Origin of the sequence: Roseateles rivi, assembly GCF_043555845.1 — a bacterium.
Lineage (GTDB): Bacteria > Pseudomonadota > Gammaproteobacteria > Burkholderiales > Burkholderiaceae_C > Roseateles > Roseateles rivi.
This window is the reverse complement of record NZ_JBIGHZ010000005.1, coordinates 432,286-458,289: the sequence shown is the minus strand read 5'-3', so window position 1 is coordinate 458,289 and position 26,004 is coordinate 432,286. Positions and strand designations below refer to the sequence as shown.

30 protein-coding genes are annotated in these 26,004 nt (G+C 62.2%); 21 read left to right on the top strand and 9 right to left on the bottom strand.

What is annotated here, in order from left to right:
- Positions 1-22 precede the first annotated feature (22 nt).
- The 7 genes from tadA to ACG0Z6_RS14710 all read left to right on the top strand — a co-directional run bounded on the left by tadA (position 23) and on the right by ACG0Z6_RS14710 (position 5,852).
- Positions 23-589 (top strand): tRNA adenosine(34) deaminase TadA, encoded by a 567-nt coding sequence (tadA, locus tag ACG0Z6_RS14740; RefSeq protein WP_394462882.1) that lies wholly within the window; start codon positions 23-25, stop codon positions 587-589.
- Complete coding sequence (locus ACG0Z6_RS14735) at positions 586-1,569, top strand: LD-carboxypeptidase (RefSeq protein WP_394462704.1); 984 nt, start codon at positions 586-588, stop codon at positions 1,567-1,569. Before tadA ends, ACG0Z6_RS14735 begins: the two co-directional genes overlap by 4 nt.
- 465 nt (positions 1,570-2,034) lie before the next feature.
- The gene (locus tag ACG0Z6_RS14730; protein ID WP_394462702.1) at positions 2,035-2,682 is read left to right on the top strand and encodes an ABC transporter substrate-binding protein; all 648 of its coding nucleotides are present in this window, start codon (positions 2,035-2,037) and stop codon (positions 2,680-2,682) included.
- Positions 2,683-2,799: 117 nt separating this feature from the next.
- Entirely contained in the window at positions 2,800-3,636 is an 837-nt protein-coding gene (locus tag ACG0Z6_RS14725; protein ID WP_394462700.1) for a MotA/TolQ/ExbB proton channel family protein, read from the top strand.
- 25 nt (positions 3,637-3,661) lie between these two features.
- Positions 3,662-4,090, top strand: coding sequence for an ExbD/TolR family protein (locus tag ACG0Z6_RS14720; protein WP_394462698.1), 429 nt, complete (start codon positions 3,662-3,664; stop codon positions 4,088-4,090).
- 14 nt (positions 4,091-4,104) lie between these two features.
- Positions 4,105-4,533, top strand: coding sequence for an ExbD/TolR family protein (locus ACG0Z6_RS14715; protein WP_394462696.1), 429 nt, complete (start codon positions 4,105-4,107; stop codon positions 4,531-4,533).
- 77 nt (positions 4,534-4,610) lie between these two features.
- Complete coding sequence (locus ACG0Z6_RS14710) at positions 4,611-5,852, top strand: hypothetical protein (protein ID WP_394462695.1); 1,242 nt, start codon at positions 4,611-4,613, stop codon at positions 5,850-5,852.
- A 116-nt stretch (positions 5,853-5,968) separates the two neighbouring features.
- On the opposite strand, the gene ACG0Z6_RS14705 is transcribed toward ACG0Z6_RS14710, so the two are convergent.
- The 7 genes from ACG0Z6_RS14705 to ACG0Z6_RS14675 form a co-directional block, all read right to left on the bottom strand.
- Positions 5,969-6,727, bottom strand: coding sequence for a 3-hydroxyacyl-CoA dehydrogenase (locus tag ACG0Z6_RS14705; protein ID WP_394462693.1), 759 nt, complete (start codon positions 6,725-6,727; stop codon positions 5,969-5,971).
- A 116-nt stretch (positions 6,728-6,843) separates the two neighbouring features.
- Positions 6,844-7,497: an adenylate kinase gene (adk, locus tag ACG0Z6_RS14700; RefSeq protein ID WP_394462692.1), complete on the bottom strand. Its 654-nt coding sequence runs from the start codon at positions 7,495-7,497 to the stop codon at positions 6,844-6,846.
- Positions 7,498-7,653: 156 nt separating this feature from the next.
- A complete protein-coding gene (gene kdsB / locus ACG0Z6_RS14695; RefSeq protein ID WP_394462690.1) occupies positions 7,654-8,412 on the bottom strand; it encodes a 3-deoxy-manno-octulosonate cytidylyltransferase in 759 nt (252 codons plus the stop codon).
- Entirely contained in the window at positions 8,409-8,627 is a 219-nt protein-coding gene (locus tag ACG0Z6_RS14690) for a Trm112 family protein (RefSeq protein WP_394462688.1), read from the bottom strand. Before ACG0Z6_RS14690 ends, kdsB begins: the two co-directional genes overlap by 4 nt.
- Complete coding sequence (gene lpxK / locus ACG0Z6_RS14685) at positions 8,608-9,663, bottom strand: tetraacyldisaccharide 4'-kinase (protein WP_394462686.1); 1,056 nt, start codon at positions 9,661-9,663, stop codon at positions 8,608-8,610. Before lpxK ends, ACG0Z6_RS14690 begins: the two co-directional genes overlap by 20 nt.
- Positions 9,660-10,076 carry an ExbD/TolR family protein gene (locus ACG0Z6_RS14680; RefSeq protein WP_394462684.1) on the bottom strand — a complete coding sequence of 139 codons (417 nt, stop codon included), beginning with the start codon at positions 10,074-10,076 and terminating at the stop codon, positions 9,660-9,662. The genes lpxK and ACG0Z6_RS14680 overlap by 4 nt, the downstream gene beginning before the upstream one ends.
- Positions 10,073-10,699, bottom strand: a complete 627-nt coding sequence (locus tag ACG0Z6_RS14675) for a MotA/TolQ/ExbB proton channel family protein (protein ID WP_394462682.1) — start codon at positions 10,697-10,699, stop codon at positions 10,073-10,075. Before ACG0Z6_RS14675 ends, ACG0Z6_RS14680 begins: the two co-directional genes overlap by 4 nt.
- A gap of 319 nt (positions 10,700-11,018) precedes the next feature.
- On the opposite strand from ACG0Z6_RS14675, the gene xseA reads away from it, so the two are divergent.
- Positions 11,019-12,341, top strand: coding sequence for an exodeoxyribonuclease VII large subunit (xseA, locus tag ACG0Z6_RS14670; RefSeq protein WP_394462681.1), 1,323 nt, complete (start codon positions 11,019-11,021; stop codon positions 12,339-12,341).
- A gap of 98 nt (positions 12,342-12,439) precedes the next feature.
- On the top strand, positions 12,440-13,021 hold the full coding sequence (locus ACG0Z6_RS14665) for a superoxide dismutase (RefSeq protein WP_394462680.1): 582 nt from the start codon (positions 12,440-12,442) through the stop codon (positions 13,019-13,021).
- 58 nt (positions 13,022-13,079) lie between these two features.
- On the opposite strand, the gene ACG0Z6_RS14660 is transcribed toward ACG0Z6_RS14665, so the two are convergent.
- A complete protein-coding gene (locus tag ACG0Z6_RS14660; protein WP_394462678.1) occupies positions 13,080-13,529 on the bottom strand; it encodes a DUF192 domain-containing protein in 450 nt (149 codons plus the stop codon).
- 34 nt (positions 13,530-13,563) lie between these two features.
- Between ACG0Z6_RS14660 and ACG0Z6_RS14655 the strand changes: the two genes are divergently transcribed.
- The 9 genes from ACG0Z6_RS14655 (at position 13,564) to ACG0Z6_RS14615 (ending at position 21,450) form a co-directional block, all read left to right on the top strand.
- Positions 13,564-15,894, top strand: coding sequence for a heavy metal translocating P-type ATPase (locus ACG0Z6_RS14655; protein WP_394462676.1), 2,331 nt, complete (start codon positions 13,564-13,566; stop codon positions 15,892-15,894).
- Positions 15,885-16,088 (top strand): cbb3-type cytochrome oxidase assembly protein CcoS, encoded by a 204-nt coding sequence (ccoS, locus tag ACG0Z6_RS14650; protein ID WP_394462673.1) that lies wholly within the window; start codon positions 15,885-15,887, stop codon positions 16,086-16,088. The genes ACG0Z6_RS14655 and ccoS overlap by 10 nt, the downstream gene beginning before the upstream one ends.
- A 16-nt stretch (positions 16,089-16,104) precedes the next feature.
- Entirely contained in the window at positions 16,105-17,571 is a 1,467-nt protein-coding gene (gene ccoN, locus ACG0Z6_RS14645; protein ID WP_394462671.1) for a cytochrome-c oxidase, cbb3-type subunit I, read from the top strand.
- 16 nt (positions 17,572-17,587) lie between these two features.
- On the top strand, positions 17,588-18,211 hold the full coding sequence (ccoO, locus tag ACG0Z6_RS14640; protein WP_394462669.1) for a cytochrome-c oxidase, cbb3-type subunit II: 624 nt from the start codon (positions 17,588-17,590) through the stop codon (positions 18,209-18,211).
- Positions 18,212-18,230: 19 nt separating this feature from the next.
- Positions 18,231-18,401: a cbb3-type cytochrome oxidase subunit 3 gene (locus ACG0Z6_RS14635; protein ID WP_394462667.1), complete on the top strand. Its 171-nt coding sequence runs from the start codon at positions 18,231-18,233 to the stop codon at positions 18,399-18,401.
- Positions 18,394-19,290, top strand: coding sequence for a cytochrome-c oxidase, cbb3-type subunit III (gene ccoP, locus ACG0Z6_RS14630; RefSeq protein WP_394462664.1), 897 nt, complete (start codon positions 18,394-18,396; stop codon positions 19,288-19,290). Before ACG0Z6_RS14635 ends, ccoP begins: the two co-directional genes overlap by 8 nt.
- Positions 19,291-19,378: 88 nt before the next feature.
- Positions 19,379-20,800, top strand: a complete 1,422-nt coding sequence (ccoG, locus tag ACG0Z6_RS14625) for a cytochrome c oxidase accessory protein CcoG (RefSeq protein ID WP_394462880.1) — start codon at positions 19,379-19,381, stop codon at positions 20,798-20,800.
- Between the two features lie 24 nt (positions 20,801-20,824).
- Positions 20,825-21,070: a hypothetical protein gene (locus tag ACG0Z6_RS14620; protein ID WP_394462662.1), complete on the top strand. Its 246-nt coding sequence runs from the start codon at positions 20,825-20,827 to the stop codon at positions 21,068-21,070.
- 71 nt (positions 21,071-21,141) lie between these two features.
- A complete protein-coding gene (locus ACG0Z6_RS14615; protein WP_394462660.1) occupies positions 21,142-21,450 on the top strand; it encodes a hypothetical protein in 309 nt (102 codons plus the stop codon).
- A 54-nt stretch (positions 21,451-21,504) separates the two neighbouring features.
- On the opposite strand, the gene fnr is transcribed toward ACG0Z6_RS14615, so the two are convergent.
- Entirely contained in the window at positions 21,505-22,242 is a 738-nt protein-coding gene (fnr, locus tag ACG0Z6_RS14610) for a fumarate/nitrate reduction transcriptional regulator Fnr (protein WP_394462658.1), read from the bottom strand.
- A gap of 190 nt (positions 22,243-22,432) precedes the next feature.
- Here fnr and hemN point away from each other — a divergent pair, with 190 nt between their 5' ends.
- The 3 genes from hemN to icd all read left to right on the top strand — a co-directional run bounded on the left by hemN (position 22,433) and on the right by icd (position 25,953).
- Positions 22,433-23,815: an oxygen-independent coproporphyrinogen III oxidase gene (gene hemN, locus ACG0Z6_RS14605; protein WP_394462878.1), complete on the top strand. Its 1,383-nt coding sequence runs from the start codon at positions 22,433-22,435 to the stop codon at positions 23,813-23,815.
- A gap of 29 nt (positions 23,816-23,844) precedes the next feature.
- Entirely contained in the window at positions 23,845-24,570 is a 726-nt protein-coding gene (locus ACG0Z6_RS14600; protein WP_394462656.1) for a sulfite exporter TauE/SafE family protein, read from the top strand.
- 129 nt (positions 24,571-24,699) lie between these two features.
- A complete protein-coding gene (gene icd, locus ACG0Z6_RS14595) occupies positions 24,700-25,953 on the top strand; it encodes an NADP-dependent isocitrate dehydrogenase (RefSeq protein WP_394462654.1) in 1,254 nt (417 codons plus the stop codon).
- Positions 25,954-26,004: the final 51 nt, after the last annotated feature.

Here is a 26,004-nt window from a genome sequence, read left to right as displayed (position 1 = left end):
TCCGGCGTTTCCCTCAATCGTCATGCCCCGCATTTCCCCCTCGGACTCGCTTGTGTCCCCCGCGTTCAGCGCTGCGGACGAGGCGGCCATGCAGCTGGCGTTGCAGCAGGCCCAGGCCGCTTGGCAGGCCGGGGAGGTGCCTGTTGGCGCGGTACTCACCCTCAATGGCGAGGTGGTGGCCACGGGATTTAACCGTCCCATCACTACCCACGATCCCACCGCGCACGCGGAAATCGTGGCCCTGCGCGAGGGCGCACAGCGCCTGGGTAACTACCGCCTGCCGCAGTGCGAACTCTTCGTCACGCTGGAGCCTTGCGCCATGTGCGCCATGGCCCTCATGCACGCGCGCGTGAAGCGCGTGGTGTTCGCCGCCCCCGACCCCAAAACCGGCGTGGCGGGCTCGGTGCTGGACCTGTTTGCCCAAAGCCAGCTCAACCACCACACCCATGTCTGCGGCGGCCTGCTGGCTGACACTTCGGCTGCGCTTTTGCGCCAGTTCTTTGCCGAGCGCCGTGCCGCCGCCAAACAGCGCCGCGCTGCGGACGCACCTTCGCCCAACCCTTTGCCCCCCGAACTGCCCACCCCATGAGTACTTTGATCATCTACAGCCCGGCTGGCGCCGTGGCTCAGGCCCGCCCCCTGCGGCTCGCGGCCAAGCGCCTTCAGGCCCTGGGCTTTGAGGTGCAGTTGGACTCAGACGTGCTGGCACGTCAGCAGCGCTTCGGCGGCGATGACGCCACGCGTCTCGAAGCCCTGCACCGCGTGGCACGCGCTCAGCCGCACGTGGCTCTGGCCAGCCGCGGCGGCTACGGGCTCACCCGACTGCTTGACCAAATCGACTGGAAATTGCTGGCCCATGCCGCAGAGCACGGCACGCGCTGGGTGGGTTTGAGTGATTTGACAGCCCTGCAGCTGGGCCTGCTGGCCCACACGGGGGCCATGAGCTGGAGCGGCCCCCTGGCCGTGGCGGACTTTGGTGTCTCTCAGGCCGACGGCGGTGTGGATGAAGTCACCCGCGACTGTTTTCTGGAAGCCATGGACGGCAGCTTGGAGGCTGTGGGCTTTCGCGAGACCGTCTCGCGCCGCGGTGAGGCGCGCTTTGATGGCTTGGAAGCGCGCGGCACTTTGTGGGGTGGCAATCTGACCATGCTGTGCTCGCTGTTGGGTACACGGCACTTCCCGCGTATCAAGGGCGGCATCTTGTTTTTGGAAGATGTGGCCGAGCACCCCTACCGCATTGAACGGCAGCTGCTGCAGCTGCAGCAGGCGGGGGTGCTCGACGCCCAAAAAGCCGTGCTGCTGGGTGAGTTCAGCGCCTGGAAAAAGTCACCGCTGGACAAGGGCTATGGCCTGGCGGATGCCTTTGCTGCAGTCCAATCGCGCACCAGTACGCCCCTGCTCAGCGGCCTGCCCTATGGTCATGTGCGCACCAAAGTCACCCTGCCCATAGGCCCCAAGGTGGACTTGCTGGTGCAAGGACGCGACGTCATGGTCGCTTGGGGACATGACATACAGCCGCAGCCAAAGGGGCACAACAGTCACAGCTGCGAGGTGTGCGCAGCCCGCTAGCGGAAAACCCTAGTGTCGATCGGTATCCATGTGGAATTGATACCACTACAATACCAAACATGAATGCGGCCCGGAGCGCCCATGCAAGCCTCCAGTCCGGTATGTTCAGTGGGGTTAACCCAAGCCTGCGCTGTTGGGGCTGTCGTTTATGATGATGACCCTTGCAAGCTTGGTGAAAGCTCAGTGACAACGTTCTTTCGCAAGGCAAGCGGGCTTCTGGTGTCAGACCAGGGGCGGTTTTTAGAATTGGGTCCCATCGTGCCCAGGGTTTGGAGTCTTTAGTCGAGAGTTGGGCACCACTGCTGAACGCATGTCAGCAGCATTTGCCGATTGCATGCTGGAGTGTCGTGGGCCTGCTGGCCTTCGAAATCAACCCGTCATTTGCATGCTTGGTGTGGGCTCGACCGAACTATCCCCTCCCTTGGATTCGATGATTCAGTTTGGCTGTTTGATGAAGGAGTGCGCATGAACTTTGCGCAGGAGCAAAAGACGGGTTCGCGCCTGACCGGCTTTGGGGTGGTGGTTCTCATCCACGTCCTGTTGGTCTGGGGCTTGGCCGCCGGTCTGCACAAGAAGGTGGTCGATGCCGTCAAAGGGCCTATCGACGTGAAAGTGGTCGAAGAGGAAGTCAAGCCTCCGCCTCCACCTGAAAAGGTTGAGCCGCCGCCGCCCGATATCAAGGCGCCGCCGCCCCCCTACGTGCCGCCGCCTGAGGTTGTGGTGACGGCGCCGCCGCCGCCCATGGCTGTGCAGGCTCCCGTGAGCACCACGCCGCCACCCAGCAACAATATCGCGCCTACACCTGCTCCGGCTCCCCCAGCCCCCGTGGCAGCACCCAAGCCCGCGACCAAGAATGCGGCAGGTGCTTGCACCAAGATGGGCAAGCCCGAGACGCCGGCTGTGAACTGGTCGGGCTCTGCCGAATACAAGGCCAACATTTCGGTCAAGGCTGGTCGTGTGGCTGACGTTGAATTTGTGCCGGTGCGCCGCATTACCGATCGCAAAGCCGAGCGTGCAGTGCTCGCGAACTTGAAGTCGACCCTGATGGACACTTACGAGTGCCCGGGCGACCACCCGCTGTTGATCCAGGAATTCGTGATCAACATTGAATGAATCACCAAGTCCGACCCGCACCGGTCGGGCCCCACTGATCCGGGGATACCCATCGGCTTCCCCATCTCTCAACCTGACTTTCAGATCGCCTGATCTTTTTGAGTAGGAGCTAACTCCATGATCTCTCGTATCTCCGCCGTGATCGCGGCCGTGGCATTTGCCGCGACGCTGGCCGTGTCGCCTGTGGCTTTCGCTCAGGACCAAGCTGCCTCTGAAGCCGCATCCGCTGTGACTGCTGTGGTCGAAACCGCTGCTGCTGAAGCTCCTGCTGCTGCTGCCTCCAAAGCCGTTGAAAACCCCTACAGCCTGACTGCGCTGATCACCCACGGCCATGCTGTGGACCAGTTCGTGTTGGTGCTGCTGGCACTGATGTCCATGGGCTGCTGGTACATCACCTTTACCAAGCTGTGGGACACCCACAAGCTGGCCAAGGACGCCAAGGGTGCGCGTGCGACCTTCTTCAAGAAGGCCAGCCTGGCTGAAGGCCTGAAGTCCCTGTCTGAAACGGGCGCTATCCGTTACATCGCTCAAAACGCGATCGAAGCGTCTGAGCACCATGAAGGCGCCCTGACCGAAAACATCGACCACAACACCTGGGTGACGATGAACATCGAGCGCTCGGTGGCCGAAGTCAACAGCCGCATGCAAGCGGGTCTGGGCTTCCTGGCGACCGTTGGTTCGACCTCTCCCTTCATCGGCCTGTTCGGTACCGTGTGGGGCATTCTGCAAGCCCTGACCAGCATTGGTGTGGCCGGTCAAGCCTCCATCGACAAGGTGGCAGGTCCTGTGGGCGCTGCGCTGATCATGACCGCTATCGGTCTGGCGGTGGCTGTTCCTGCCGTGTTGGGCTACAACTGGCTGGTCAACCGCAACAAGGCTGTGATGGCTGAAGTGCGTGCCTTTGCTGGTGATCTGCACGGCGTGCTGATGGGCAACCGCAAGGTCTCCCGCTGATTTACGAACCAACCGGAGGTTCATCATGGGCATGAATGTCGGATCCTCCGGCGGCGAAGACGATGTCGTCTCAACCATCAACACCACGCCTCTCGTGGACGTGATGTTGGTGCTGTTGATCATCTTCTTGATCACCGTTCCGGTGGTGACGCAATCGGTTGGGGTCACCCTGCCGAAAGAGACCAATGTGGTCCGCGTCACCAAACCGGAAAACGTCGAAATTTCGGTGACCAAGGAAGGCGATATTTACTGGGGGGTGACCCTGGTGCCTGACACAGATGCACTCAAAGAGCGTCTGAAGAAGGTTGCCGTCTTGAACCCGCAGCCGGAAGTGCATATCCGTGGCGACGATAAATCGCGCTACGAAAACGTCGGCAAAGTGATGATGGCGTGCCAGCGCGCCGGCATCATGAGCGTCAAGTTTGTCACCGAGCCTCCGGCTCGTGGCGGCTGAACAAGGAGCTGAACATGGGAATGAGCGTCGGAAGCTCTTCGGGTAGTGACGAGCCAGAAGTCCTGATGGACGTCAACACCACGCCGCTGATCGACGTGATGCTGGTGCTGCTGGTGATGTTGATCATCACCATCCCCATCCAGTTGCACTCGGTCAACCTGGACATGCCGCCGCCGAGCAAGAACCAACCCCTCAAGGACCCCGTGGTTCACGAGGTGTTTGTGGACTTCGACGGCACCCTCCTGTGGGATGGTATACAGCTGTCGAGCTTGGCTGCCCTTGAAGGCAAGTTCCAGGAAGTGGTGGCGCAAGCCGACCAGCCTGAAGTTCACATCAAGCCCAACAAGCTGGTGGACTACGGCAAAGTGGCCGCGGTGATGGCCTCGGCACAGCGTCTGGGCGTCAAGAAGATGGCCATGCGCGGTAACGAGCAGTTCCTCTGAAGAGGGCTGTAGAAGGCCGTTATGCTAGAGCGCGCTGCCCGGGAGGGCGGCGCGTTTTTGTTCCAGGAGAGAATCACATGAAGATCAAGCAACTGGCCGCCGTGGCACTGGGTGTGGCCGCACTGATGCTGGGCCAAACGCCGGACGGTCAGCTGGGTTGGACTCAGGCGCAAGCTCAAGTGCGCCCCGATGTGGGCAAGCACCTGAAGGCCGCGAGCGATTTGCTCAAGGCAGGCAAGGGCGCTGAAGCGCTGGCCAAGGTGCGTGAAGCTGAAGGCGTGTCTGGGCGCAACGCTGACGAAAACGCAGCGCTTGAAGGCATGCGCGTTGCAGCGGCCTCGCGCGCTGGAGACGCGGACCAAATGGTCAAGGGCTACGAAGCACTCAAGGGCATGGGCCGACTGCCCAGCGCGCAGCAGCTGCAGATGATGGAATCCATCGCAGGCACCTACTCGCGCAGCAACCAGCATGCCAAGGCGCTGGATTGGGCCAACAAGTACTTTGCAGCAGGCGGCAACAGCCCCTCCATGAAGCAGGTGCAGTCCTACTCGCAGTGGAATTCTGGCGATGTGGGCGGTGTGCTCAAAGACACCCTGGCTGAAATTCAGGCTGACGAAAAGGCGGGTCGCGCGCCATCGCAGCAAAAGCTCAACCTGTTGCTGAGTGCCGCTGGCAAGAAGGGCGACAAGGCCACCGAAGCTTTGGCTGTTGAAAAGCTGCTGACCTACTACCCGACCAAACAGTTGTGGAACCAGGTCTTGGGCACGCTGCCTTCCAAGAAGGGTTTCTCGCCTCGCTTCCAGCTGGACATCTACCGCTTGCGTTTGGCCACGGAAAACCTGCGTGACGCCAACGACTACATGGAGATGGCCCAGATCGCCGCGCAGGCTGGCTTCCCTGAAGAAGGCAAGCGCGTGATGGATCAAGGCTATGCCGCCAAGGCTCTGGGTCAGGGCGCGGAGGCTGCGCGCCAAAAGCGTCTGGCAGACCTGCTGGTGACGCGCATTGCTGAGGCTAAGTCTGCCCAGGCGCAGGCCGAGGCTGAAGCTCGTGCCTCGAAAGAGGGCGACGCACTGGTCAAGCTGGGTCTGGCTTCGGCCTTCCGCGGTCAGAAGACCGAGGCCGTCAAGTTGGTCGAGGATGGTATCGCCAAGGGTGCTTTCAAGCGCCCGGACGACGTGCGCCTCTACCAAGGTCTGGCCTACTACACGGTGGGCGACAACGCCAAAGCGATCGCAGCTTGGCGCGCTGTGAAAGGCTCTGACGGCTCTGCTGACATTGCCCGCCTGTACGCGCAACTGGCGCGCAGCAAGCGCTGATGCTCTGCCCACCACGGCTGTATGGCTGTGGTGCCGGTAAGTCAAAGGGCCTCCCTCGGGAGGCCCTTGTTTTTCTTGCCCACAGCCTTCTCCGTGGGCCAAGCCAACGCCGCAGCTTATTTGGGTTGCATGCGAATGGCGCCGTCCAGGCGGATCACTTCGCCGTTGAGCATGTCGTTGGTGATGATTTGGTGCACCAGCTTGGCGTAATCCTCGGGTCGGCCCAGACGGCTGGGGAAGGGCACGCTGGCGGCCAGCGCATCTTGCACTTCCTGCGGCATGCCAAACAGCATGGGTGTGCCGAAGATGCCCGGGGCGATGGTCATGTTGCGAATGCCGCTGCGGGCCAGGTCGCGAGCGACGGGCAAGGTCATGCCCACCACGCCACCCTTGGAGGCCGAGTAGGCGGCTTGGCCGATCTGGCCGTCGTAGGCGGCCACAGACGCGGTGGAGATCAGCACGCCACGCTCACCCGTTGCTTCGGGCTCGTTGGCGCTCATGGCAGCAGCGGCAAGGCGGATCATGTTGAAGCTGCCCACCAGGTTGATTTGAATGACCTTGGCGAACAGATCCAGCGCGTGGGCGCCGTCTTTGCCCACGGTCTTTGCTGCGGGAGCGATGCCTGCGCAGTTGACCAGCCCCATGAACTTGCCCTGGCTGGTCGCGCATGCCACGGCAGCCTGTGCATCGGCCTCGCTGCTGACGTCGCAGCGCACGAACACACCTTGCAACTCCGCAGCCAGCGCCTGCCCACGAGCTTCTTGCAGGTCAGCAATGACGACCTTGCCGCCCTCGCGCGCCAGCATGCGGGCCGTGCCCTCGCCCAGCCCGGAAGCGCCACCCGTGACCAAGAAGACTTTTCCCTTGATGTCCATGTCTCAACTCCGTCAGTGAATTACGTTTACGTAAACGTCAATTTTCCGATACAAAAAAGCCACCGCTACACGGTGGCTGGCTTGGGGGCGCGTCGGCCCCCTCAGCTGGAGGGTGCTCAGCGCAATGCGTCCAATGCACGTGCCGTGATGTCGTCCACCGAGCCAATACCCTCAATGCGACGGTACTGAGGCGCGGCGGCATCACCCCCTGCGGCCCACTGGGAGTAGTAGTCCACCAGCGGGCGGGTTTGGGACTGGTAGACCTCCAGGCGCTTGCGCACGGTCTCGACCTTGTCGTCGTCGCGCTGGATGAGGTCTTCGCCGGTCACATCGTCCTTGCCTGCCACTTTGGGCGGATTGAAGGTGACGTGGTAGGTGCGGCCCGAGCCCGGGTGAACCCGGCGGCCGCTCATGCGTTCGATGATGGCCGCGTCTGGCACATCGATTTCCAGCACGAAGTCCAGCTTCACGCCGGCAGCCTTCATGGCCTCGGCTTGCGGGATGGTGCGGGGAAAACCGTCGAACAAAAAGCCGCTGGCGCAGTCGGGTTGGGTGATGCGTTCTTTCACCAAGCCGATGATGATGTCATCGCTGACCAAGCCGCCGGCGTCCATCACCTTCTTGGCCGCTACGCCCAACTCGGTGCCGGCCTTGACCGCTGCACGCAGCATGTCGCCAGTGGAGATCTGCGGTATGCCAAATTTCTGGCAAATGAAGGCAGCTTGGGTGCCTTTGCCGGCGCCGGGTGCGCCAAGAAGAATCAGTCGCATGGGTCTCCTCGATATCAAAAGAGGGGTAGCAAGCGGGTGCCCATACCCCTAGACACTTGAGTCGAGGATAGCATGGGCAAGCCTTCGCCGAACTGACGCAGCTCGGCCTCAGGACTCGGTTGTAACCCGCACGCAGAGCCTTTGGGGCGCCGCTTTTTAGTGGGTTTGGCGGACCAGTTCGCGCACGCGCTCCAGGTCTTGTTCAGTGTCTACGCCAGGGCCAGGGCGCATGGGGCTGACGTGTACCGCGATGCGCTCTCCATGCCACAGCACGCGCAACTGCTCGAGCGCCTCGATTTGCTCCAGCGGGCTGACGCTCAGGGTGGGGAAGCGGCGCAGGAAGGCGGCGCGGTAGCCGTACAGCCCCACATGGCGCAGCACGTGATGGGGGAAGGGCTGTGGCGTTGCGCTCGGAGCGTCGCGCCACCAGGGGATGGGTGCGCGCGAGAAGTAGAGGGCGCGCCCCTGGGCGTCGCAAACCACCTTCACTACATTGGGGTTGGCGAACTCGGCCGCGTCATCAATGGCGTGCGCCACGGTGCTCATGCAGCAGTCGCGGCGCTGCTCCAGCAGCTGGGCGCAGGCGCGGATCATGTCGGGTTCGATCAGGGGTTCGTCGCCCTGCACGTTCAGCACCAGAGCGTCGTCGGCCAATCCCAGTGTGGTGCAGGCCTCGGCGAGGCGGTCGCTGCCGCTGGGGTGGTCGGCGCGCGTCATGATGGCGTCGATGCCATGCTGCTGGCAGCGCTCCAGCACTTCGACGGAATCAGTCGCCACGACCACACGTTCTGCGCCTGAGAGACGGGCGCGCTGCGCGACGCGCACCACCATGGGCACGCCGCAGATGTCGGCCAGCGGTTTGTTGGGCAGGCGGCTGGAACCCAGCCGCGCCGGAATCAATACCGTGAAGCTCATGCCTGCGCGCCAGTGTTGGCAGGTGCGTTGTCGGTGGCGGTCACGGCGTCGAGGCTGCGTGCTTCGTTGGCCAACATCACCGGAATGCCTTCGCGCACGGGGTAGGCCAAGCGATCTGCTTTGCAGACCAGCTCGCGCATGCCGTTTTCACGCAGGTCTTCCAGCGGGCCCTTGCACAGCGGGCACACGAGGATTTCAATCAGTCTTGGGTCCATGGGGCAGCAGCGGTTGCAGGCGGGCTTGCAAAGCCGCAAAGAATTCTGGGTCGGGACGGAAGTCTAGCCTGAGCACCCAGATCGGCGGGTCAAGATGAGCCAAATGGCGCAACTTGGCGGCATCTTTTTCGGTCACCACGGTTTCGGTGTCCAGATTCCAGGGCAAGGGATCAAGAGAGGCGTGGTCGGGAAGCGGCAATGCCTCAAAGCTAAGCCCTTGCTCGCGCAGTAAGTCAAAAAAGCGCTGTGGGTTGGCAATGCCTGCGGCAGCCAGCAGTGTGCGGCCTTGCAACTTGCTCAGCGGTGTGCCCTGAGCAAGCGGCTGTTCGCTCCATTGCCGCAGGGTCAACAGGCCGCCGGGCGCGCGGTGTGCAAGGTGGCCCGGCAAGGCGGTGCTGGGGACTTTGGCGTTGTAGAGCACGAGCCGCGCTGCCCCATGCCCGGGCCATGCCGCCACGTCCCCGGGCTGTCGCAGTGGCCCAGCGGGCAGCATGCGACCGTTGCCCACGCCACGCTCGTCAAACACCAGCACGCTCAAAGCCCTGGGCAAGCGCCAGTGTTGCAGCCCGTCGTCAGAGAGCAGCAGTTGTATGCCTGGGTGCGCTTGGAGCAGGGCGCGAGCAGCCGCTACACGGTCAGCGCCCACGGCCACCGGAACGCGGCTGCGCAGAGCGATGAGCAGCGGTTCGTCGCCGACATCGGTGCCGCTGTCGTGGGGTTGAACCAGGCGGACCTCGTGGCTTTGGCGACCATAGCCGCGTGACACCACGCCGCAGCTCACGCCCTGAGCGCTGAGGTGCTGCAGCAGTGCCAGCATGGTGGGTGTTTTGCCCGCACCGCCCACCACCCAGTTGCCCACCACCAGCACGGGAACTGGCAGCACTTCTACCTTCGCCAAGCCACAGCGGTAGGCCAGCGCGCGCACCGCGAACATGGCGTGGTGAAGTGCGCCAAGTGGCCGCAGCAGCTGGGCCAGCCAGTCGTTGGACTGCCAGCTGCGCTCTATCCTGCGGGCCAGCTGGTCTGACAGGCTCATGGGCTGCTCTTTTGCGCGGCGAAAACCAGTTTGCTCAGCCCGACACGGCGTGCGGCGTCCATGACATTGATCACCGACTGGTGCGAGGCCGAGGCGTCCGCCGAGATCACCACCATGGGGTTTTGGCGCTGCAGCGCGGCGTTGCTCATGGCCGCTGCAATGAGCTCCACCGAGCGGCCGTCCACCGGCTTGCCATCGAGCACATAGCGGCCGTCTGCGGCCACCACCACAACGATTTCAGCCGGACGGTCTTTCACGGCCTCGGCCGTGGCGGTGGGCAGGGCGATGTCCAGCTCCGTGAAGCGCGAGTAGGTGGTGGACATCATGAGAAAAATCAGCACCACCAGCAGCACATCGATGAAGGGGATCAGATTGATCTCCGGCTCGTCGCCGGTGCGGCGGCGGAACTTCATCGCACGGTCCCACCACGATGGGTGAGCATGCTCAAGAGGCGGTCGCTGGCGCGCTCCATGTCGAGGACATAGGCGTCGACGCGGCCGCGGAAGTAGCGATAGAACATCAGCGCCGGGATGGCCACGATCAGGCCAAAGGCCGTGTTGTAGAGCGCGATGGAGATGCCGTGGGCCAGCTGCGCGGGGTTGTTCCCGCCGGGGCTTTGCGAGCCGAAGATCTCGATCATGCCCACCACGGTGCCCAACAGGCCCAGCAGCGGTGCGGCCGCGGCAATGGTGCCCAGGGTGTTGAGGTAGCGCTCCATGAGGTGAATGGCGTGCCGTCCGGCGAGTTCAAAACTCTGGCGCAGTCGCTCTTCGCTGGCGCGTGGCTCCTGCAGTGCCGTACGCAGCCCGCTGGCCAGAACGTCGCCCAGCAGCGAGTTTTCGGCCAGCTTGTTGAGCACATCGGGCGGTGGCAGGTGGGGCTGACTGATGGAGAGGACTTCATCGATGAGTCGCGGCGGGGCCACTCGGTGCTGACGAAGATTGAGCAGCCGCTCGATGATCAGGGCCAATGCGACGACGGAGCAGGCCAGGAGGGGCCAAATCGGCCAGCCGGCAGCTTGTATGATCGAAAACAAGGTCTGTATCCCCCAGTGTGGTTGTGTGCCGTGCTTGCCAATTTCGGCCTGCGCGGTCGGTGAGGCAAGGCATGGCTGCGAGAGCAAGCTCGGCGCAGATTATGCGACTGGACACCCGGCCTGGCGTCAAGCTCTGGCGGCGTGTTGTTGCCGAAGTGTTTGCGGTGTCCACCGCGGCTGTGGATAACTTTGTGTGTTGCCTTGGGGTGAAAGCTCAGAGGGCGCATCGATACGGGGCACGCCTTGTGGTGCCTCAAAATAGGGCAGTGAAATCCTTGATGAACCCTTGTGCTGGCGAACCCTTGCCTGGAGTGTGCGCATGAATGAGCTGGGGCGCATGGACGCGGCCCGCATGGTTTGGGGTGTGGGGGCCTTGCTGCTGGCAGTGTCTGACAGCCTGGCTCAGCGCTTTGCCAGTGTGGCGGTGGAGGGCGAGATCTCAGGCTTTGTGCGCGCCTCCAGCGGGCACTGCTACTTCACGCTGAAGGACGGCGCGGGCAGCGGCGCGGCGCTGCGCTGCGCCATGTTCAGGCGCGCTGCGGGCTTGCTGGACTTCTCGCCGCAAGACGGTCAAAAAGTGCAGCTGCGCGGACGCCTGGCGGTGTACGAAGCGCGCGGCGAGTTGCAGCTGGTGGTGGAGAGCATGTCCCGCGCTGGCGTGGGTGCGCTCTACGAGCAGTTTCTGCGCTTGCGTGCCAAGTTGGAGGCCGAAGGGCTGTTTGACGCTGAGCGCAAGAGAGCGCTGCCAGGATTTGTGCGGCGTGTAGCCATCATCACTTCCCCTGTAGGTGCGGCGCTGCAGGATGTGCTGACGGCACTGGCGCGCCGAGCGCCCCATGTGCAGGCCTTGGTCTACCCCAGCCTGGTGCAGGGCGAGCAGGCGCCAGCGGCCCTGGTGCGCGCTTTGGCCCAAGTCAATCAAGAGCAAGGCACGCGCCGGGCTGACCTCATCCTGCTGGTGCGCGGTGGTGGTTCGCTGGAGGACTTGTGGGCCTTCAACGATGAGCGCGTGGTGCGTGCCGTGGCGCAGTCTGGCTTGCCCGTGGTGTGTGGGGTGGGGCATGAGACGGACATCAGCCTTTGCGATCTGGCGGCCGATCTGCGTGCGCCCACGCCCACGGCGGCGGCTGAGCTGGCAGCCTTGCCCACGCAGGAGTGGCTGGAACACCTGCAGTCGCTGCAGCAGCGCCTGCGCCGCAGCGTGCTGGCGCATTTGGATCGGCGCGCCCAGCGGCTGGACCGTGTGAGCCTGCGCCTGGCGCGCCCGGGCGCTATGGTGTCGCGCCAGCACCAGCGTTTGAACAATCTGGCAAACGCGTTGGCACAGCAGCTCAAACGCCAGCTTGCCCAGCGCCAGCAGCGGCTTGAGCGGCTGGTGCTGCGTCGACAGCATGCGCAAGTGATGTTGATGCAGCGCCTGCAGCAGCGCTTGCATGCACAGCAGCAACGCCTGTCGGCACTGGACCCTCAGCGCGTGCTGTCACGCGGCTATGTCTGGCTGGATGACGGTGCTGGACAGCCCATAGGCTCGGTGACGCAGCTGCAGCCCGAGCAGCAGGCGTTTGCAGTGTTGGTCGATGGTCGCGCGCAGCTGCGTGTCGAGGGCGTGCAGCCGAATCTGGCGCTGCCCGCCAAGGAGTGAGCCTAAGCCCCCGGCAGCCCAGGGGTTACGGCCAACGCTGCCTACAATCAGCCGGTTTGTCTTCTTTTCCCGATCCCATCTAAAAGACAGGAGTCACCATGGAACACACACTGCCACCTCTGCCCTATGCCAAGGACGCGCTGGCCCCTCACTACAGCGCGGAGACGCTGGAGTTCCACCACGGCAAGCACCACAACGCCTATGTGGTGAACTTGAACAACCTGCAAAAGGGCACCGAATTCGAAACCATGGCCTTGGAGGACATCGTCCGCAAGTCCAGCGGTGGCATCTACAACAACGCCGCCCAGATTTGGAACCACACCTTCTTCTGGAACTGCATGAAGCCCAATGGCGGCGGCGCTCCCAAGGGTGCATTGGCTGACGCCATCAACGCCAAGTGGGGCAGCTTTGACGCCTTCAAGGAAGCTTTCACCAAGAGTGCCGTGGGCAACTTTGGTTCGGGCTGGACGTGGCTGGTGAAAAAGGCCGACGGCAGCGTGGACATCGTCAACACCGGCGCCGCAGGCACGCCGCTGACCACCGCTGACAAGGCGCTGCTGACCGTGGACGTGTGGGAACACGCCTACTACATTGACTACCGCAATGCCCGCCCCAAGTTCGTGGAAACCTTCCTGAGCAACTTGGTGAATTGGGAATTTGCTGAGGCCAACTTCGCCTGAGCTTGAAAGCTTGCGCGTGCGGTTGGCACTTGGCGTGCCGCCGCCCGCGCCCAGGCCCTCAGTGGGGCCAGAAGGGGCCACTCAGTTTGTGCCCCGCCTTGATGCCGCGCTTGCTGAACCAGCCCGTGTTCATCTCCAGCACATAGCGCGCCGGCCCAGTTGAGCAGTGGCTTTGATCGCTGCGCGGCTTCATCTCCGCGATGTTGATCACACGGCCTTGCTCGTCCAAAAACGCTGCAGACAGCGGGATGAGCGTGTTGCGCATCCAGAAGCACTGCACAGCGCTTTCTTCGAACACGAAAATCATGCCCGCATTGGGCGCCAGCTCGGTGCGGTGCATCAGGCCAATGGCGCGCTGCTGCGGCGTGCGTGCCACTTCAGCTTGAATCATGTGCATGCCCGCAGACATGGCGACGCTGGGCAGATGTTGGGCTTGGTCTTGAGCCTGACTCAGAGGAGCCAGTGCTGCCAGTAGACCAATAGCCAAGAGCTTCTTGATGTATGTCATGTGCTTGAGCGGGTGATTTTGGGATTATCACGGCATGTCTGCTGTCCTGCCGCCCCCTGCTTGCGCGCTTGCCTCGGTAGACGCCGATGATCAGGCTTTGTCCGGCTTTACACAGTGGCAGATTGACGATCAGGGGCGTCGGCTCGCGCGTTCACAATTTCGCCTCAGCGGTCTGCATTGCGCTGCCTGCGCGGGCTTGATCGAACAGGCCTTGCACGGCCAGCCCGGCGTGGTGCAAGCCCAAGTCAACGGCGCCAGCGAGCGGCTCAGCCTGCTGTGGGACCCGGCGCAGGTGAATTTGGCGCAGCTCCAGGCCGCAGTCGCTGCTGCGGGCTATGACGCTGCACCCGACCTGAGTGCACCAGCGCGGGCACAGCGAAAACGCGCTCACAGGCAGGCCATGTGGCAGCTGTTTGTGGCTGGCTTCTTGATGATGCAAGTCATGATGCTGGCGTGGCCCAGCTATGTGGCGGCACCGGGAGAGCTGCTGCAAGACCAGCGCCAGTTGCTCAACTGGGGGCAATGGGTCTTGACCCTGCCGGCCATGCTCTTGGCTGCCGGGCCGTTTTTCAAGGCGGCATGGAAGCAACTTTTGGCGCGCCGCCCGGCCATGGATGTGCCCATCACCTTGGGGCTGCTGGTGGCCTTCATCGCCAGCACTGGGGCGACGCTGGACCCTAGCGGGCCTTTCGGGCACGAAGTGTTTTACGACTCCATCACCATGTTCCTGAGCTTTTTGCTCGGGGCGCGGTATTTGGAGTTGCGTGCGCGTCAGCGCGCGGCCCTGGCGCTGGAGCAGGGGGCAGAGCAACTGCCGGACCAGGTCCAGCGTCTGAGCAGCGCTGATGCCGACGCCACGGCGCAGTGGGTGGCTCCACATCAATTGCGCAAAGGTGATTGGGTGCGGGTGCCAGCCGGGCAGGCCTTCCCGGCCGATGCACGCGTGGTGCGCGGTAGCAGTGCTGCCGACGAAGCCTTGCTCAGCGGTGAGGCCAGGCCCCAGCCCAAGGCGGAGGGCGACATGGTCTTGGCTGGAAGCGTCAACCTGCATTCGCCCTTGCTGGTGGAGGTGCAAAAAATTGGCGAAGGCACGCGCCAAGCGGGTATTCAGCGCCTGATGCGCGAGGCGCTCACGAGCCGCCCGCAAACATCGCGCCTGGCTGATCGCATGGCCACGCCGTTCACCTGGGCGGTGCTGCTCATGGCTGGGTTGGCTGCATTGGCCTGGCAGTTCATCGATCCAACACGCTCGGTGGCCGTGGCCGTCGCGGTGCTCATCGTCACCTGCCCGTGCGCCCTGAGTTTGGCCGCACCCTCGGCATGGTTGGCCAGCGCAGGGGCGCTGGCGCGCCGTGGCGTGCAGCTGAGTCGGCTTGATGCGCTTGAAACCATGGCGCAAATCGACGCCGTGGTGGTGGATAAAACCGGCACATTGACTGACGAGCGCATGCGCGCCCAGTGCTGCTGGCAGCACCCGCAGTCGGACGACAAAGCACTGGCCCTGGCCCTGGCTCTGGATTTGGCGCAGCAATCCAGCCACCCGCGGGCGCAAAGCCTGGCGCAGTTGGAGCGCCCAGCCTCTTTGCTGGCCGAGCCCGTCCAGTCCTGGGTCAAGGTTCAAGAGCTGCCGGGCAAAGGGCTGCTGGGCGAGGATGCTCAGGGTCAGGCGTGGCGTCTGGGGGCGCCGGGTTGGGCGGGCGACGCTGCACACCTGCCGCAAGAGGCGCAGCTGGCGCTGTCTTGCAATGGCAAGGTGCTGATGGCCTGGGCCTTTGATGAGGGTTTGCGGCCGGATGCAGCAGCGGCCATGCAGGCTTTGGCGCAGCAGGGCTTGCAAGTGCAGCTGCTGTCGGGTGACACGCCTTCGCGTGTGGAGCAAATGGCGCGGGCTTGTGGGCTGGAAGCGTGGTCGGCCCAACAAAGCCCCGAGGACAAGCTGGCAAAGGTGCGCGCCCTGCAGGCGCAGGGCTTGCGTGTGCTCATGGTGGGCGACGGTGTGAACGATGCGCCGGTGCTGGCCCAGGCCGATGTCTCCATGGTCATGGGGCAGGGGGCTGACTTGGCACGCATGCGTGCCGATGCAGTGCTCTTCAGCGGTCGCTTGCTTGATGTTGTGAATGCACTACAGCAGGCGCGCGCCACTCGGCGCGTGATTCGGCAGAACTTGGCCTGGGCCGCGGCCTATAACGCGACCTCAGTGCCATTGGCTCTGGTGGGTTGGATGCCGCCTTGGGCGGCGGGTCTGGGCATGGCGCTGAGTTCGATTCTGGTCATGGCCAACGCCTGGCGACTGGGGCAAATGCCGATGGGCACTGGGCCTGCGGCCACGGACGGTGCAGCCGCACAGGAGCAACTATGGAAGTGATGTATGTGCTGGTGCCCCTGTCGGTGGTGCTGGTGCTGGTGATTTTGGGCGTCTTTGGCTGGGCGGTGAACAGCGGCCAGCTGGAGGAGCTCGATCAAGAGGGGCAGCGCATCTTGCAAGAGGAGTCGCCGCTTGTTGACGGTAATCAAGCTGCCACCCGGGGCGGCCCTCAAGAATTCCGGGGTCGATCGTGAGGATCAAGGAGCAACAATGACAAGCCTAGCCGGGTCTGCCAGGGTGGTAGACGGGGGTCTCGCTTCAGGGCAGACCTACGAAGATGGCGTTGTGCGCGCGTTCGCACTCGCCGCCGTGTTGTGGGGTGTTGTGGGCATGCTGGTGGGCGTGGTGATTGCCGCGCAGCTGGCCTGGCCGCAGCTCAATTTCGGGATTCCATGGCTGAGCTATGGGCGCCTGAGGCCGCTGCACACCAACGCGGTGATTTTCGCTTTTGGTGGTTGCACGCTGTTTGCAACCGCCTACCACGTGGTGCAGCGCACGGGCCAAACCCGCCTGTTCGCACCGACGCTGGCGTGGTTCACTTTCTGGGGCTGGCAGCTGGTGATCCTGGCCGCGGTGGTCTCGCTGCCGCTGGGCATCACCTCGGGTAAAGAGTACGCCGAGCTGGAGTGGCCCATCGACATCGCCATCACGTTGGTGTGGGTGTCGTTTGCCATCGTGTTCTTCGGCACGGTGGGGACGCGCAAGATCCGGCACATTTATGTGGCCAACTGGTTCTTCGGTGCCTTCATCCTGGCGGTGGCCTTGCTGCACGTGGTCAACAGTGCTGCCATTCCGGTGAGCTTGTTCAAGAGCTACTCCGCTTACGCCGGTGTGCAAGACGCCATGGTGCAGTGGTGGTACGGCCATAACGCCGTTGGCTTCTTCCTGACGGCGGGCTTCCTGGGCATGATGTACTACTACATCCCCAAGCAAGCCGGCCGCCCGGTGTACAGCTATCGCCTGTCCATCGTGCACTTCTGGGCCCTGATCTTCACCTATATGTGGGCGGGTCCTCACCACCTGCACTACACCGCGTTGCCGGACTGGGCGCAGTCTGTGGGCATGTTGTTCTCGCTGGTGCTGCTGGCTCCCTCTTGGGGCGGCATGATCAACGGCATCATGACCCTCTCGGGTGCATGGCACAAGCTGCGTGACGACCCCATCCTGCGCTTCCTCATCGTGTCGCTGTCGTTCTACGGCATGTCGACCTTCGAGGGCCCGATGATGTCCATCAAGACCGTCAACGCGCTGAGCCACTACACCGACTGGACCGTGGGTCACGTGCACTCCGGCGCCTTGGGTTGGGTGGGCCTGATTTCCATGGGCTGCCTCTACCACCTGATTCCACGCATGTTCGGCCGTACCGAAATGTTCTCCAAGAAGGCCATTGAGCTGCACTTCTGGATGGCCACCATCGGCATCGTGCTCTACATCGCTGCTATGTGGATTGCCGGCGTGATGCAAGGTCTGATGTGGCGCGCTGTCAACCCGGACGGGACCTTGGTCTACACCTTCGTGGAAAGCGTCAAGGCCACCTATCCCTTCTATGTGATCCGGCTCCTGGGCGGCGTGCTCTACCTCGGTGGCATGTGCGTGATGGGCTGGAACGTGATCAAGACGGTGCAGGCCGGACGGGTGCAAGCACAACCCATCCCCGCTGTCGTGGCGCACGCCTGAACCTAAGGAGAAGCACATGGCTGCAACACATAAGCCGACTGGTCACGAGAAGATCGAGACCAGCAACTTCCTGATGATCGTGCTGGTGCTGGTGACAGTGCTGGTCGGTGGTGCGGTGGAAATCGTGCCGCTGTTCTTCCAGCGCTCCACCACTCAGCCGGTTGAGGGCCTTCGCCCTTACACCCCGCTGCAACTGGCTGGGCGTGATGTCTACATCCGCGAGGGTTGCTACAACTGCCACTCGCAGATGATCCGCCCGCTGCGCGCTGAGACGCTGCGCTACGGCCCCTACTCGGCGGCTGGCGAGTTTGTGTACGACCACCCCTTCCAGTGGGGTTCCAAGCGCACGGGTCCGGACCTGGCGCGTGTGGGCGGTAAGTACAGCGATGAATGGCATCGCCTGCACCTGATCAACCCGCGTGACCTGGTGCCTGAGTCCAATATGCCGGCCTACCCCTGGTTGGCCACGGCCAAGCTCGACCCCGCTGAGCTGGCGCCCAAGATGCGTGGTTTGCGCACCGTGGGTGTGCCTTACAGCGACGAGGAAATCGCCGGCGCTGCTGAGGCGGTCAAGGACAAGACCGAAATGGAAGCCGTCATTGCCTACCTGCAGGTCTTGGGTACTGCAGGCAAACGCTAAGCGTTCAAAGGAGTACACCATGGACATCAATGCGCTGAGATCCGTTGTCACGGTGCTGTTGTTGGTGGCCTTTCTGGGCATCGTTTACTGGGCCTATTCGCGCCGCAACCGCGAGCGGTTTGAGGACATGGCGGCGCTGCCGCTGATGGAAGAGTCCCCAGCCGTGTCGCAAGGAGCAAAGAATGAGTGACTTTTTTTCTGGAGGATGGTCGCAGTTCATCGCGCTGGTGACCATCGTCAGTCTCTTGGCCTGTCTGGCTTTGTTGATCATTGCCGCGCGCCGTCGCCCGATGGCGCAGGACAACACCACAGGGCACGTCTGGGACGAAGACTTGAAAGAGTTGAACAACCCGCTGCCGCGCTGGTGGATGGGCTTGTTCGTGTTGACGGTGCTGTTTGCCGCCATCTATCTGGCCTTGTACCCGGGCCTGGGTAGCTACCAAGGCTCTTTGGGCTGGAGCAGTGCTTCTCAGTACCAAGCTGAAAAGGCCAAGGCAGAGAAGGCCATTGCCGAGGTCTATGCGCAGTACACATCCATGCCTGTGCAGGAACTGGCCAAGGACTCCAAGGCGATGGGTATTGGCGAGCGTCTGTTCGCCAACAACTGCGCCTCGTGCCATGGTTCCGACGCCCGCGGCTCCAAGAGCTTTCCCAACCTGACCGACAAAGATTGGCTCTGGGGTGGTGAGCACGAGAACATCATGCAAACCATCACCCAAGGTCGGCAAGGCGTGATGCCGCCTATGGCCGCTGCGGTGGGTAGCGCGCAAGACGTGAAGAACTTGGCCAACTACGTGTTGAGTTTGTCGGGCAGCCCGCACAACTCGATTGCTGCGCAGCTGGGCAAGAGCAAGTTCGCTGCGTGCGCGGCTTGCCACGGCCCCGACGGCAAAGGCAATACGGCCATGGGTGCGCCCAATCTCACGGACAAGGTTTGGCTGCACGGTTGGGGCGAAGAGGCTGTGATCAGCATGATCAACAATGGCAAGACCAACGTCATGCCCGAGCATGGATCACGCCTGAGCCCCGAGCAGGTTCGGGTGCTGGGTGCATACGTTTGGAGTCTCTCTAACAAGTGAGCCAGTCTCGGGCTCTTTTGATCAGTCTGCATTCCCCGTGAATCGTCCTCCCCCATCACCGCTGCCGGGCGCACCCGCGCCCGTGCAGATGGTGTCGCTGTACGCGGCCCAAAAGAAGATTTACCCCAAGTCAGCCGATGGCATTTTTGCCAAGTGGCGCTGGGCCCTGGTGTGGTTGACTCAGCTGCTGTTTTACGGACTGCCTTGGGTGCCGTGGAACGGGCGCCAAGCTGTGTTGTTCGACCTGGGGGCGAGACGCTTTTACATCTTCGACCTGGTCCTGTACCCGCAGGACTTCATCTACCTCACTGGCCTGCTGCTGATTTCAGCCTACGCGCTGTTTCTCTTTACGGCAGTAGCAGGGCGTTTATGGTGTGGCTACGCCTGCCCCCAGACGGTCTACACGGAAATCTTCCTCTGGGTGGAGCGCCGCTTTGAAGGCGACAGGCAGGCACGCATCAAACTCGATGCCGCACCTTGGAGCTGGAACAAAGCCTGGCGTAAAGCGGGCAAGCAGTCGGTATGGATTGCTATTGGCCTGTGGACGGGCTTGACCTTTGTGGGCTACTTCACGCCGCTGCGTGACTTGTGTCAGTCCACGCTCTACACCATTGGTTTGGCTGCCGCTGGCAGCTCCCTGGGGCCCTGGGAGGCCTTCTGGATTCTGTTTTACGGTTTTGCCACCTACGGCAATGCCGGCTACTTGCGCGAGCAAGTCTGCAAATACATGTGCCCCTATGCGCGCTTTCAAGGGGCTATGTTCGATCGCGACACGCTGATCATCACCTACGACGAAAAGCGTGGCGAACCGCGCGGCTCGCGCTCGCGCAAGGCCGATCCGGCGGCCTTGGGGCTGGGTAGCTGCGTGGATTGCACGCTGTGCGTTCAGGTCTGTCCCACGGGCATCGACATTCGCAAGGGCCTGCAATACGAGTGCATCGGCTGTGCGGCTTGCATCGATGTGTGCGACAGCGTCATGGACAAGCTCCAGTACCCCCGAGGACTGATTCGCTACGACACCCAAAACGGCATGGAAAACGGTTGGTCGCGCGCTGAGTTGCTCAAGCGTACGCTGCGGCCCAGGGTGTTGGTGTACAGCGCAGCATTGGTGTTGATCACCATCGGGTTGATGGTCAGCCTCTGGGTGCGCTCGCCCTTCAAGGTCGACGTTGTGCGGGATCGTGCCACGTTGGCTCGGCAGGTGGAAGACGGCTATGTGGAGAACGTCTACCGCTTGCAAGTCATGAATGCGACCGAGCGCAGCCAGTATTGCCGTATTGCGGCGCAAGGTTTGCCCGCGCTGGCGCCAGCGCCTGACCTGGGACTGCTGGAGCTCAAGAGTGCGGAGGCTCGGTGGTTTACGCTGGCGCTGCGCGTGCCTCCGGAAGTGGCTGCGCAACACAGCAGCGGTGCGCACCCCATTGAATTCAATGTCAGCTGCGCAAGCAACACGGCCCAAGAAGGCGTACGCTTGGTGCAAGAAAAGTCCACATTTGTTCTGCCACGTTGAGCGTGGTTTCAGGGGAGATTTCGTATGAGTCAAGAAAACAGTCCGCGCCCCACCGCATGGTGGCGTGAGCGCTGGATGTGGCTGGTGGTCGGTGGGCCCGCCGTCGTGGTGGTGGCTGGCTTTGCGACCTTAGGCTTGGCCATTGTTTACCCCGATCCCGTTGTGCAGGGCACAAGGGTAGGGGCCGATGAGGTGTCGGCTCAGCCCGCCATGAAGGCGCGCAACCACGCAGCCACCGACGCCAGCCGTCCTGGTGCCAGCCAGCCATGAACCAGCACAGGCCACCTGCATCCACTCCGGAAGGTGGCCTCGGGGTAGACGAAGCCTACCCAGCCAGTGCTGTGCCTGAAGACAAGTCGGCTTCCGTTTTGCTTGACGGGGGTACGCGCTTGGGGCGTTATGCCATGTTTACCTTGTGGCCGGCGTTCATGCTGGCTGCCGTCACTACGGGTTTGATCTTCAGCTGGGTGGACCCTGCAAATCTTGACGGCTGGGGCGGTGCCTTGCAGTTCTTGCCGCCAGCGGGCGTCTACAGCATGGCGTTTATGGCCCTGTGGTTGCTGTTTTCGCTGTGCAGTGCCATCACCGTGTTGCTGATGGTGACCCCCGATCCTGTCGAGGGGAGACATTCTCGGGCTTGGCCGCGATAAGTCGCAGGGGCTGTAGCTTTGCCTTCCCGCAATGCGAGCGGGCTTGGGCCGATGTCAGTAGGCCGGCGCGCCGTTGAGCAGGGCCTGGAGCCCGTCTTGGCTAACGATGCGAATCTGACGCTGCTTGACTTCGAGCAGTCCGTCTTCCTGGAATTTGGAGAAAGTACGGCTGACCGTTTCGAGTTTCAGACCAAGATAGCTGCCAATCTCCTCGCGCGTCATGCGCAGCACCAAGCTGGACGCCGAGAAGCCGCGCGCGCGAAGGCGCTGAGTCAAATTCAGCAGGAACGCTGCCAGGCGCTCTTCAGCACGCATTGAACCCAGCAGCAGCATGACGCCGTGATCGCGCACGATCTCGCGGCTCATGATCTTGTGGAATTGGTGCTGTAAATCGGTGAACTCACGCGAGAGCACCTCGAGTTGTCCGTAAGGAATGACGCACACCTGTGAGTCTTCCAGGGCCACGGCGTCACAAGCGTGACGGTCGCTGCTAATGCCGTCGAGCCCCAGCAGTTCGCCAGCCATTTGAAAGCCTGTGACCTGATCGCGGCCGTCCTCGGCCGACACGCAGGTTTTGAAAAAACCTGTGCGCACAGCGTACAGAGACTGGAAGCTGTCGCCGGTGCGAAACAGCGTATCGCCCCGGGCGACGTTGCGGCGGGTGGCCACCAGACGGTCCAGACGCTCAATATCACTGTGGGTCAGCCCCACAGGCAAACACAGTTCACGCAAATTGCAAGACGAACAAGCGACTTTGAAAGCCGTGTTGCTAGAGCCGGGGCAGGAATTCATGGCGTGGATTGTGGTCGGTCAAACAATGACCTGTGACCGAGATACGGAGGGCTTGACTTGCAGTGGATCATGTCAAGAGCATTGCGTCTGCATTGTTTACCTCACCATCCACGGCAAGATTGATGAAGATCAACCGGGAGGAGTCGCGTGTTGGCACAGTTCGCACATGCGTATTCAACATGACAGTGAATTGCCGGCGATTTCACCCGACTTGCTGCGTCGGTTCGATGTCTCGGGGCCCAGGTACACCTCCTATCCTACGGCTGATCGTTTTGTAGAGGCTTTCACCAGTGAGCATTTGATCCAAGCGCTAACCCAGCGTAGTGCTGGCGCAGGCGCGGTGGCACCTCTGTCGCTCTATGTGCACGTGCCGTTCTGCGAGTCGCTGTGCTACTACTGTGCTTGCAACAAGATTATTACCAAGCACCACGAAAAGGGCGAGGAGTACCTGACTGTTTTGGATCAGGAAATGGCCTTGGTGCAGGCCTCGCTGGGGCGCGGTTTGTCGTCGGTGTCGCAGTTGCATCTGGGCGGTGGGTCGCCGACTTTCCTCAGCGATGCGGACCTCACCCGCCTCATGGCCAGCGTGACACGCTACTTCCGCCTTGCACCTGGGGCTGAGATTTCTATCGAAGTCGACCCGCGCACCGTGAGCCACGAGCGCTTGGCGCATCTGCGGCAGCTGGGTTTCAATCGCCTGTCCTTTGGGGTTCAGGATTTCGACCCTGACGTGCAAAAGGCCGTCCACCGTATCCAGCCCTACGAAAGCGTGGCGCAGTTGATGGCTGAGGCCCGGGCTTTGGGCTTTGAGTCAACCAACGTTGACTTGATTTACGGCTTGCCGCGGCAAAGCGCCGAGTCCTTCCAGCGCACGGTCGCTCAGGTTGCTGGTTTGCGCCCGGATCGCATTGCCTTGTATGGCTATGCGCACTTGCCGCAACGCTTCAAATCGCAGCGTCGCATTGCAGACCACGCTTTGCCGTCGGCAGGAGACAAGCTCAGCATGCTGTCGCAGGCATTGAGCGGCTTTTTGGGTCACGGCTACACCTATATCGGCATGGACCACTTTGCGCTGCCGCAAGACCCGCTTGCTGTGGCCAAGAGGCAAGGGCGTTTGCATCGCAACTTCCAGGGTTACAGCACGCAACCGGACTGTGACCTGATTGGTCTGGGCGTTTCCTCCATCTCGCGCGTGGGTGCTGCATACGCGCAAAACGCCAAAACACTGGACGAGTACTACGATGCCGTGCGCCAAGGGCGTTTGCCGGTGCAGCGTGGTTTGGCTTTGTCGCGTGACGATCTGGTGCGCCGTGCCGTGATCATGGCCTTGATGTGTCAAGGTCGTGTGGAGTTTGAATCCATCGAGCTGGGTCACCTCATCAGCATGAACAGCTATTTCCAGACTGAGTTGCAGCAGCTGCAGCAGCTGGAAAAGGACGGCCTGCTGGTGATGGAGCCTGGCGCCATCCAGCTCACGCCCTTGGGCTGGTATTTCGTGCGCGGTGTGGCCATGGTCTTTGATCGATACCTGCAGGCCGACCGCACCCGCGAGCGTTTCTCGCGCATCATCTGAGTCTTCTTGTAGAGCAAAGCATAGCGCCCATGGATTGGAGTTTGTGCATGACGGCGCTGCTGCTGGGCTTGGCGGGCTCGCCGCACTGTTTGGGCATGTGTGGCGCCGCTTGCGCGGCATTGCATCAGGGGCGGTGGCAGCGTGCGCTGGGCTGGCAGGTCGGGCGGCTCTTGAGTTACGCGACAGGCGGTGCGGTTGTGGCCGCTAGCGTCAGCGGGCTCACGCAATGGGCCAGTGGTAGCAGCTGGGTGCGCCCTTTGTGGGTGCTTCTGCACATGGCCGCATTGGGACTGGGCTTGTATTTGCTGTGGCGAGGGCGCCAGCCGGCTTGGGTGGAGAACCTTGGTCGAGCTGCACCTCGCACCTACGAGCTGGATGCCAGCCGCCTGGTAGGGGCTGGTGGGGGCGGGGGATCAAACGGCGCTATGGCAGCACCCAAGGTGGTGTTTGCGGGCGTGGCTCGCCCCACTTTGGCGGGCTTGGTATGGCTGGCCTGGCCATGTGGTCTGCTGCAATCGGCCCTGATGGTTGCAGCTTTGGCTTCGGGGCCAGTGCAAGGCGCACTTGTCATGGGCGGCTTTGCACTGACGTCAGGGGTGGGGTTGGTCGTCGGCCCGCTGCTGTTTGTCAAGCTGATGCGCAGTCAGCGGGGCATGGTGTGGGCGGTGCGCATATCAGGCGCCATGCTTGCCGCCAGCGCTGTTTGGGCGCTTGGGCACGGTGTTTGGCGTCAAGTGCAGGCGTTCTGCAGCTGAAAACCATGGCTCCGTAGGTCAAACTATCCCCTTTGTGTTGTCTTCTATCTCAGCAAGCTGAAAGTATTGCTGCTTTAGAATCGGCACTTCTCTGTCACCAACCACCTCGCGTTTCGCGGAGACCAGTTCATGTATCAGCACATCAAAGTGCCCGAGGGCGGGCAGAAGATCACGGTCAATTCGGACTTCTCGCTCAACGTCCCCAACAACCCCATCATTCCCTACATTGAAGGTGACGGCACGGGTTTTGACATCACGCCGGTGATGATCAAGGTGGTCGACGCTGCGGTGGCCAAGGCTTACGGCGGCGCCAAGAAAATCCACTGGATGGAAATCTACGCGGGCGAAAAGTCGACCAAGGTCTACGGCCCTGACGTCTGGCTGCCTGAAGAGACGCTGCAAGTTCTGAAGGACTACGTGGTGTCCATCAAGGGCCCGCTGACCACGCCAGTGGGTGGCGGCATCCGCTCCTTGAACGTGGCGCTGCGTCAAGAGCTCGACCTCTACGTCTGCCTGCGTCCCGTGCGCTACTTCAACGGTGTGCCTTCGCCCGTGAAGGAGCCGCACAAGACCGACATGGTGATCTTCCGCGAGAACTCGGAAGACATCTACGCCGGCATTGAGTTTGAAGCCCAAAGCGACAAGGCCAAGAAGCTGATCAAGTTCCTGCAAGAGGAATTTGGCGTCAAGAAGATCCGTTTCCCCGAGACTTCAGGCATTGGTGTCAAGCCTGTGTCCAAGGAAGGCACGGAGCGTCTGGTGCGCAAGGCCATCCAGTACGCCATCGACAACGACAAGCCCAGCGTCACCATTGTCCACAAGGGCAACATCATGAAGTTCACCGAAGGTGGCTTCCGTGACTGGGCCTATGCGTTGGCGCAAAAGGAATTTGGCGCTGAGCTGATCGACGGCGGCCCATGGTGCAAGTTCAAGAATCCCAAGACCGGCAAGGACATCGTGGTCAAGGATTCGATCGCTGACGCTTTCCTGCAGCAAATCCTGCTGCGCCCGGCTGAGTACTCGGTGATTGCGACCCTGAACCTCAACGGTGACTACGTCTCCGACGCGCTGGCGGCACAAGTTGGTGGTATCGGTATTGCTCCGGGTGCAAACCTGAGCGACTCCGTGGCCATGTTTGAAGCCACCCACGGCACGGCGCCGAAATACGCGGGCAAGGACTACGTCAACCCCGGTTCCGAGATTCTCTCGGCCGAGATGATGCTGCGCCATATGGGCTGGGTTGAGGCGGCTGACCTGATCATTGCCTCCATGGAAAAGTCCATTCTGTCCAAGAAAGTGACTTACGACTTTGCCCGTCTGCTCGACGGTGCAACGCAAGTCTCCTGCTCTGGATTTGGTCAGGTGATGATCGACCACATGTAATGTGGAGGCCGTGCGGCAGCACACCTGTGCGCTGCACTTTCGGCCCCTCAG

Bases quoted from the DNA above. Each gene is read 5' to 3' on its own strand.
- tadA (WP_394462882.1), top strand. From the start codon at position 23: ATGCCCCGCATTTCCCCCTCGGACTCGCTTGTGTCCCCCGCGTTCAGC.
- ACG0Z6_RS14735 (WP_394462704.1), top strand. From the start codon at position 586: ATGAGTACTTTGATCATCTACAGCCCGGCTGGCGCCGTGGCTCAGGCC.
- ACG0Z6_RS14730 (WP_394462702.1), top strand. From the start codon at position 2,035: ATGAACTTTGCGCAGGAGCAAAAGACGGGTTCGCGCCTGACCGGCTTT.
- ACG0Z6_RS14725 (WP_394462700.1), top strand. From the start codon at position 2,800: ATGATCTCTCGTATCTCCGCCGTGATCGCGGCCGTGGCATTTGCCGCG.
- ACG0Z6_RS14720 (WP_394462698.1), top strand. From the start codon at position 3,662: ATGGGCATGAATGTCGGATCCTCCGGCGGCGAAGACGATGTCGTCTCA.
- ACG0Z6_RS14715 (WP_394462696.1), top strand. From the start codon at position 4,105: ATGGGAATGAGCGTCGGAAGCTCTTCGGGTAGTGACGAGCCAGAAGTC.
- ACG0Z6_RS14710 (WP_394462695.1), top strand. From the start codon at position 4,611: ATGAAGATCAAGCAACTGGCCGCCGTGGCACTGGGTGTGGCCGCACTG.
- ACG0Z6_RS14705 (WP_394462693.1), bottom strand. From the start codon at position 6,727: ATGGACATCAAGGGAAAAGTCTTCTTGGTCACGGGTGGCGCTTCCGGG.
- adk (WP_394462692.1), bottom strand. From the start codon at position 7,497: ATGCGACTGATTCTTCTTGGCGCACCCGGCGCCGGCAAAGGCACCCAA.
- kdsB (WP_394462690.1), bottom strand. From the start codon at position 8,412: ATGAGCTTCACGGTATTGATTCCGGCGCGGCTGGGTTCCAGCCGCCTG.
- ACG0Z6_RS14690 (WP_394462688.1), bottom strand. From the start codon at position 8,627: ATGGACCCAAGACTGATTGAAATCCTCGTGTGCCCGCTGTGCAAGGGC.
- lpxK (WP_394462686.1), bottom strand. From the start codon at position 9,663: ATGAGCCTGTCAGACCAGCTGGCCCGCAGGATAGAGCGCAGCTGGCAG.
- ACG0Z6_RS14680 (WP_394462684.1), bottom strand. From the start codon at position 10,076: ATGAAGTTCCGCCGCCGCACCGGCGACGAGCCGGAGATCAATCTGATC.
- xseA (WP_394462681.1), top strand. From the start codon at position 11,019: ATGAATGAGCTGGGGCGCATGGACGCGGCCCGCATGGTTTGGGGTGTG.
- ACG0Z6_RS14665 (WP_394462680.1), top strand. From the start codon at position 12,440: ATGGAACACACACTGCCACCTCTGCCCTATGCCAAGGACGCGCTGGCC.
- ACG0Z6_RS14660 (WP_394462678.1), bottom strand. From the start codon at position 13,529: ATGACATACATCAAGAAGCTCTTGGCTATTGGTCTACTGGCAGCACTG.
- ACG0Z6_RS14655 (WP_394462676.1), top strand. From the start codon at position 13,564: ATGTCTGCTGTCCTGCCGCCCCCTGCTTGCGCGCTTGCCTCGGTAGAC.
- ccoS (WP_394462673.1), top strand. From the start codon at position 15,885: ATGGAAGTGATGTATGTGCTGGTGCCCCTGTCGGTGGTGCTGGTGCTG.
- ccoN (WP_394462671.1), top strand. From the start codon at position 16,105: ATGACAAGCCTAGCCGGGTCTGCCAGGGTGGTAGACGGGGGTCTCGCT.
- ccoO (WP_394462669.1), top strand. From the start codon at position 17,588: ATGGCTGCAACACATAAGCCGACTGGTCACGAGAAGATCGAGACCAGC.
- ACG0Z6_RS14635 (WP_394462667.1), top strand. From the start codon at position 18,231: ATGGACATCAATGCGCTGAGATCCGTTGTCACGGTGCTGTTGTTGGTG.
- ccoP (WP_394462664.1), top strand. From the start codon at position 18,394: ATGAGTGACTTTTTTTCTGGAGGATGGTCGCAGTTCATCGCGCTGGTG.
- ccoG (WP_394462880.1), top strand. From the start codon at position 19,379: ATGGTGTCGCTGTACGCGGCCCAAAAGAAGATTTACCCCAAGTCAGCC.
- ACG0Z6_RS14620 (WP_394462662.1), top strand. From the start codon at position 20,825: ATGAGTCAAGAAAACAGTCCGCGCCCCACCGCATGGTGGCGTGAGCGC.
- fnr (WP_394462658.1), bottom strand. From the start codon at position 22,242: ATGAATTCCTGCCCCGGCTCTAGCAACACGGCTTTCAAAGTCGCTTGT.
- ACG0Z6_RS14600 (WP_394462656.1), top strand. From the start codon at position 23,845: ATGGATTGGAGTTTGTGCATGACGGCGCTGCTGCTGGGCTTGGCGGGC.
- icd (WP_394462654.1), top strand. From the start codon at position 24,700: ATGTATCAGCACATCAAAGTGCCCGAGGGCGGGCAGAAGATCACGGTC.